The following is a 1,527-nucleotide window of genomic DNA, read 5'->3' on the forward strand; positions in this document are numbered from 1 at the left end:
ACGCTGCTCTTTACCGTTTACGCCTTGTGTTACGGCGTTTTACTCGTGTTTCTCACCGTTCAGCTTGGCGTAGCTTCCGGCGCAGTGGCGGCTTTTTTTACATCTATGCTCTACGGCGGTATTTTCGGACTGGTCGCCGGCAGTCTGGCTACTGTGGCTGCAATGATTACCTATTCGCTCTATATGCTCGGCTATATGCTGGTTTGGGGCATATTTACCGGTCTGATGATGACGCAGCTGCGTTTGCGTAGAAACCTGAAGCATATCTTGACCGCCATGCTCATCAGCTTTGTCTGTTCCTACATAGCCACGATATTGTTTGCGTTGTTTTTGTCAAAAGATGTAGAGATGCTGTTTACTTCTTATTTCAACGAAATAACGGCATTCAGCCTATTGAATGCGTTTGCCGTTATTCCTTTTGGGCTGGTGTTTTTACCTAGTGAAAGCGGGTATAAACGGGAGCGTGAAATTGCCGTGAAAACCTTAAAGGCGGGCATTCATACGGGGCAAGTTATTTTTGAACATGCAACTGAAAAAAAGGTATTTTCTCCTACCGCTGGTGGATTCTGCTTGCTTTTGCTTTGGCAGGCACGCCGATTTTCCTGACTTGCGCCCTCCTGATGCAGCCGGATTCCGCCTTCCCCGACGTACAGGCTTGGAGCGCACACTTTATCCCGATGACTTTCTTTGGTTTTGCCGCCATGGTGGCAAGCGGTTTGACGGCAATGCTGATGCGTCTGCGCAAAGACCAAAAAGGCATTTTGAGCTGCCTTGCCCTATCGTCTGCCTACTTCGGCGTTATGGTTTATCTGCCGCCCATCAAGAATCCCGATTTGAACCCCTACGCCCATTTGCTCAACCCGTATTGGCTGCTGGTGGCTTGGCTGATATCGGTCGGCGCCTGCATTTGGCTGTCGTTTAAGAAAGTAGATAGAAGTAATGGCTCATAACACTGACGAGGGGTCGTCTGAAAGGCGTTTCAGACGACCCCTTTGTCCATTTTATCGCCGCCATTTTTCTTGTCCAAATACACACAAATCTTTCCCAATTTGAAACAATCCCCTGATTTTGTTATTATTCCTTCAAACAAAGAAATAATCATCATCCATTTTGTCTCACCCGGCCCTCATTACGGCTCATTCATCTGTGCGTTTTTACTCTCTTTTTCCCTTGTTTTTCGTCCGGCAGGACGGTTTAAACGCCATTCGTTTTTTGTCTGCGTTTTATAGTGGATTACCAAAAATCGGGAAAGTCTCGGACCCTGTCCGACAGACCATGTTTTATTCCCAGTTTTTGTTAATCAACCATATACGGCCTTGCGCCCGCGTCCGCCTGCCTCACCGTCCCAAAGGAGGTCAAGGTTTGTCTTTATTTCATTTCTTACGCAACCGCTCTTCGTTCAATCCCTTCGTTGTTTCCGTTACGCTGTCCTTCGTGCTGCTGGTCATCAGCATCGCACTTTTGGTGCCTCAACAGGCGGAAACCGTCCTCAATGCCGCCAAAACGGGCATTTTCAAAAACTTCAGT

General features: G+C 47.8%; 2 protein-coding genes. Both read left to right on the top strand.

What is annotated here, in order from left to right; all coding sequences use genetic code 11:
* Nucleotides 1-45 precede the first annotated feature (45 nt).
* Nucleotides 46-606 carry a hypothetical protein gene (locus ACTHUR_RS11015; protein WP_240600140.1) on the top strand — a complete coding sequence of 187 codons (561 nt, stop codon included), beginning with the start codon at nucleotides 46-48 and terminating at the stop codon, nucleotides 604-606.
* Between the two features lie 14 nt (nucleotides 607-620).
* Complete coding sequence (locus tag ACTHUR_RS11020; RefSeq protein ID WP_440398596.1) at nucleotides 621-950, top strand: hypothetical protein; 330 nt, start codon at nucleotides 621-623, stop codon at nucleotides 948-950.
* Nucleotides 951-1,527: the final 577 nt, after the last annotated feature.

It is taken from the genome of Neisseria sp. P0021.S007 (assembly GCF_051956855.1).